We start from the raw sequence: 4,859 nt of genomic DNA, 5'->3' as shown, positions 1-4,859 counted from the left end.
ACGACCTGTTAGTTGCGGAGATCTTCTCTTATGTCTGCAAATCTGACCGACACCGTCCCTCTCAATCCTACTTACAAGCGACAGTGGATTGATACCGGCGATGACTGGTTTTACTCGGCCACTGTTCATACCGATAGTTTTACCATCAGACTGTCGGCGAACCCGGCCAACCCGGAGTCGGTCTTTGCCACACCAGAACACATTCTTACTGTCAGGACAGCCATTGACCGAGCCTTCTGGTTAATCGAGCAGTCCGGTTTTTTTCCTCACTACATGCATCGGAATATCAGTATTATCCTGTCTGACCCTGATTTGCCGGGGCAGAATATCTATTATGACGACGATGGCGTGACATTGTTAATCGGGCAATCGATCATCAATCCGTCATTATTGCCCCAGGCTTCGGGCAAAGCTGCCGGTATAGCCGATGCTCTTGGAACTGACCGGCTCGTTGCCAAGTTGCTAAACAATATAGCAATGGTCGTTTATGAGGCCTGTGATCCCAATAACTTCTGGTCAGAATTTCAGGCACGTCAGAATGGTTCCACAGAAAATGGTGGCGGTTTAATCCCGTCTCCCATCAGCCAGACTGATGACGTGGTTTCCGCTATAGCCACTCAAACACAGCTCGACTTTATCTCTGAAACCCTGGCTGCCAAATGGTTGAATCAGAAAGTATCACCGGTTTCACTCTATTGGCTGGAGTCTTTGCTTCCTGATCTGTTCAATGCCCCAAAAAATCCTGGGAAGCCGCCAACTCCTCTAAGTGCCCAACTGCAAGCCAGACACTGGCATTCTAAAAACGATCTTGGTCAAACACTTGCCTGGCTCAAAAGTGAGGAGATCCGTCCAACAGGCAATGTTACCAAACCAGTGCCTGACAGTTTTTCTCCTTTCACACCCGTCGCGCCTCTTTTGCGCATCGACGAGACAATAGCCTGCCCTGCTTTTGGCGATGGTTACCGCACCCGGGTTAACGGAACAGAAATAGGCATCAGGGTATACCCCCAGGGCGACGCCGCTCCGCCACTGCGACTGGCCGACATCACCCTTGATGTGGAAGGCTACCATTCACTCGGTTACAAAGATCCGGCACAAACGCTCCAGCGGCTGGTTTTTGACCTCAAGAAATTGGCAGGACTGTTTCTATACGGTGGTTTTAACCGGCAATTGCTGACCTTTCTTCACGGACTGCAGATTGCCAGTGATCCGGGTGGCCCGGATCACAAGGTCCCTCTTATCAAGGCAGAGTCCGACCGATTATTTATTGACAGTGACGCAACCTTCACAAACGACAGTCAGCCACTGATTCGTCTGGGGGCCGCTGATCTTTCCCGGCACTCTGACGAGGCTCTTGGACACGGACTGTCATCCCTGTTGGTACCTGCATGGCGAAAAACCCTGACCGACAATGCCGTGGCTGTGGCCGGTATTGAACAGCTCTGGGGGATCACTGACAACAGGCTGAAAGCACTGCAACCGCATTATGGGCTTGATGAACGCTACCAGGCCCGGCAATGGCCACAAGAGTCCGGCGATCTCTACCAGCGACTGGTGTCAGGCCAACGCCATGATCTCAGGAAACGAGGTGGCACTGCGGAAGACTTTGTTGATGCGGTCCGGGAACTTTATCAGGGTGACGGGCTGGCGCCAGCACTTGCCAGCGTTATGGGAGACTGGCAGGCGTTAGCTGAGACTAACCACACAGCCGGGGAAATGGCGGATTTGCTCGAGGCCATTGTCACAGTTTATGGCGAACAGCCGCTACGCAGTGAACAATGGTTTTTCCGCAGGGCACTTGATGCCAGTCTGGACTGGCTGAGTAACAGAGACCCCGACAACCCGGCTCTGGCAAACCTTCAGCGACTGAAAAAAAATGACGAGGCACAACAGGATGAATACGATGGTCTGTTCGAGCCGGAGCAGGCGCCGCTCTTAAACAATACCACCAGCAGCGTTCGGGGCAGATTCCTTACCCTCAAGGCTCTGGGTGACTGGATTGGGGTTTATCTGACACCGGACTATCTGGCCAGTTCCAGTCATCAGACCCTTGCCAGTGACCTGCGGCAACTGGTGGATGCCAGCGAGCTGTTCAGACACCGGTTGAACAATACCGAGGAGTTACGGATGCTATCGAGCAACGTAACAACCCCGATAAGACCTGACACTCTTGGTGACATACACGACCAGGGTATACTTAAAGTCCACCCCGATGAGCGCAACAGGACGATCCCCGGGGAGTATGTCAGTTTGATTATCCCCGGTCGCAATGGCGCGTCCACTGCCAGTCAGTCAGGCCCGCTGACCTACCAGCCCATTCGTCATAGTGCGGAAAATGACACCATCCATGATCTTGCTCCGGTTAACCAGACAGTCAATAACGGCACCTTCACGCTTATCCCTTTTGATCCGGATGAGGGGGACCTGCCCTACGGCTCCGGGTGGCTGGCAGGCCATCTTTCGTTCTTTTACCAGCTGGGGGAAGCATTACGGCTGGCCCTTGGGCTGGCACCAGAAGAAGATGCCAATGCCGCCAAAAACAGGATTCGTACTGAGCTTGGTTTGCCACGGTACTACTCTGGACAGGGCAACCCCGGACAGGACAGACTGCCGTTACCGGTAGTAAACCCCCGTCAGGTGATACTCAAAGAGACCCTGCCGGTGCAGGTAAGGTTTAATCAAACGACAGCGACAGACAGTAGAAAACCCGTACCTCTGGCAGTGACCGGATATGGCTCCCTGGGGCGTTACCTGAAACTGACAGCAGAGCCTGACAGGAACGGCACCTATCGTCTGCAACTGGCTGCCATTGGCATAATGACCGCAGATGGCGGTCTTCTGCCACCTTCCCTCTGGCACCGCTATCCCGCACTCACCAGACCGGCGACGGGGCACAGGGTTCGCCGTTCTGATTCTGAATCTGCTCCTGTTGCAGGTTCAGACTTCGAATTAATGAATCAACTGATTCCTGACGTTATCACGTTCTATAGGGAATTTGCGCCTTTATTACACTATCACCGCGCCGTGAATGCAGACTTTTCCGAACGTTTTGAAGATCTGTTCAGGGCTTTTAAGGTGTTTGATGGCTACCGTCGTGTGAATTCTTCATCAACCTTTGCTCTAGCGGTAAAGGTCTACAAAAAACTCATCGACCTGACCAGGAATTACCCGATGAAAGGGGAAGCCGGCGAAAAATTTGCGAAACTGACTACAAACTTTCGTCGCTGGTTAGATGTCGCCATTAAACCAGTCCCTGAAAAGCTGCATTTTGTCAGCATCGGCCCAACCGTCGCAGAGCTGAACACTATCAGGTTATGGATTGCAGCCAATTCAAAGTCCGATTTGCAGATAAACCTCTGGTATGATCAAAACGCAATGCTCGCCACTCTGCTTTCTGAAGCCCTTAAAAAAGCAGTGACCAGTCAATTGACCCGTCAATCTGGTCCCGGTGATCCGTCTAATTTTGAATCGGATTTAACCAGAGGAATCATGCAGCTGCAGGATCAGGCCTGGAAATCCATAGCGTCAGACATGGAACAGGGCCGGGGATTTGATCTGGCGGTGAAGAATTTTCTGGTAGGCCACCTCAACTATAAATCATCGGATATTGATAAGAAAAAAGCCCAAATGATGACAGCCTACCGGCGATTTAAAAAGAAGATAGCGTCTTCTTATCCCGGGGCGAAGTTTTCCTACGAAGATATTAATAAGGTCTGGACCGATACCTTCGGGAAAAAGGGTAAGGAGGCCGAAAGTTACTATCTCAGGGAGCTGGGGTTGCGTGGCCACCTGCCTGCAGCCATTGCACTGGTGAAAACCAGGGTGATTGACACTCTCGGTGGCGTTTGTTCTGACACGAAACTTTCACCTGCCATTAATGAGGATCTTTTCAAGGAAATTGACCATTCAGGCCTCATCAAAACAGATTGGGATAGGATACGGATGGCACTGACAGAGCTTGTCATCCGAAGGTTCGGCAGGGAATTCCTTCCCGAAGATCAGGATCCTGCAATAGAACAGAAGGTTTCAGATGATCTCGTCTGGTTCGGTGAAAAATACCCCGAGTTTAAAGGCGATATTGTACGGAGCCTGACGAACTCTGATCCGTCGCAACTATTTAAGCCCCTGGGAGAAGTTAAAGTCATTCCCAGTGAGATATACCTGCCATTGGAAAAAGCCCCAAGTTTATTTTTTGCAGCATCACAGGGCAGCAAGACCATGCAGATGGTCCAAAACCACCTTTTAACCGCTTATCAGACGATTGATCAATATAAGTTGTTCGACGTGACAGATTGGAAAACTATCGAGGATACAAGAACGTTTTTCACCTCGAATCAGATAGCTTTCCCGTCATTGATTTGTTATCGAGTCGGGGGTATATCAACGTTTGCAGTTAGCTATGAAATACTGAGCGGTAATAATGCGCTGGAGCAAAGCAATAGTGCAATGGGTTGGACTGGAGACCACAGAGATTCGCTGGATATTCCTGAATTGTCTTCCAGCGAATACTATACGATTTCCAGCGAAGCACTGGCTGTCTGGGAGCATGAAAACGATATCGCAGTCAATACCAACACCGATCCACAGAGCAGAAGCCAATACAGCCAACAATTGGTTATCCAGATGGAGCCTGGTGATGATAGCCCGATTGCCAGGGCCAGCCGTTATCTGTTTCGCAAATACAACAATGGTCAGCTGGCGGGAGGTAGTTATCGGCTGGTCATTGATAACGATGCCTGGTCAGATGGAGAAACAGGCGCAAAGGTCAACAAGATCGATATTGGCAGATTTCTGGACAGTGAAAGCCGAATTCATGTGGTAGGTCTGGGTGACTCCGGGAACGGGGAATTTACACTGAG

The 4,859-nt window shown here is 50.9% G+C and carries 1 protein-coding gene (running past one end of the window); it reads left to right on the top strand.

What is annotated here, in order from left to right; all coding sequences use genetic code 11:
• Window positions 1-30: 30 nt before the first annotated feature.
• Window positions 31-4,859, top strand: the 5' portion of a protein-coding gene (locus tag ACOJUO_RS17425) for a TcdA/TcdB catalytic glycosyltransferase domain-containing protein (protein WP_422137638.1). Its footprint extends 23,545 nt past the window's final position; the window shows 4,829 of its 28,374 coding nt (coding positions 1-4,829); its start codon is at window positions 31-33; the stop codon falls past the right edge of the window.

Origin of the sequence: Endozoicomonas sp. ALC020 (assembly GCF_049275935.1) — a bacterium.
GTDB lineage: Bacteria > Pseudomonadota > Gammaproteobacteria > Pseudomonadales > Endozoicomonadaceae > Endozoicomonas_A.
This window is presented reverse-complemented; position numbering and strand designations above follow the sequence as displayed.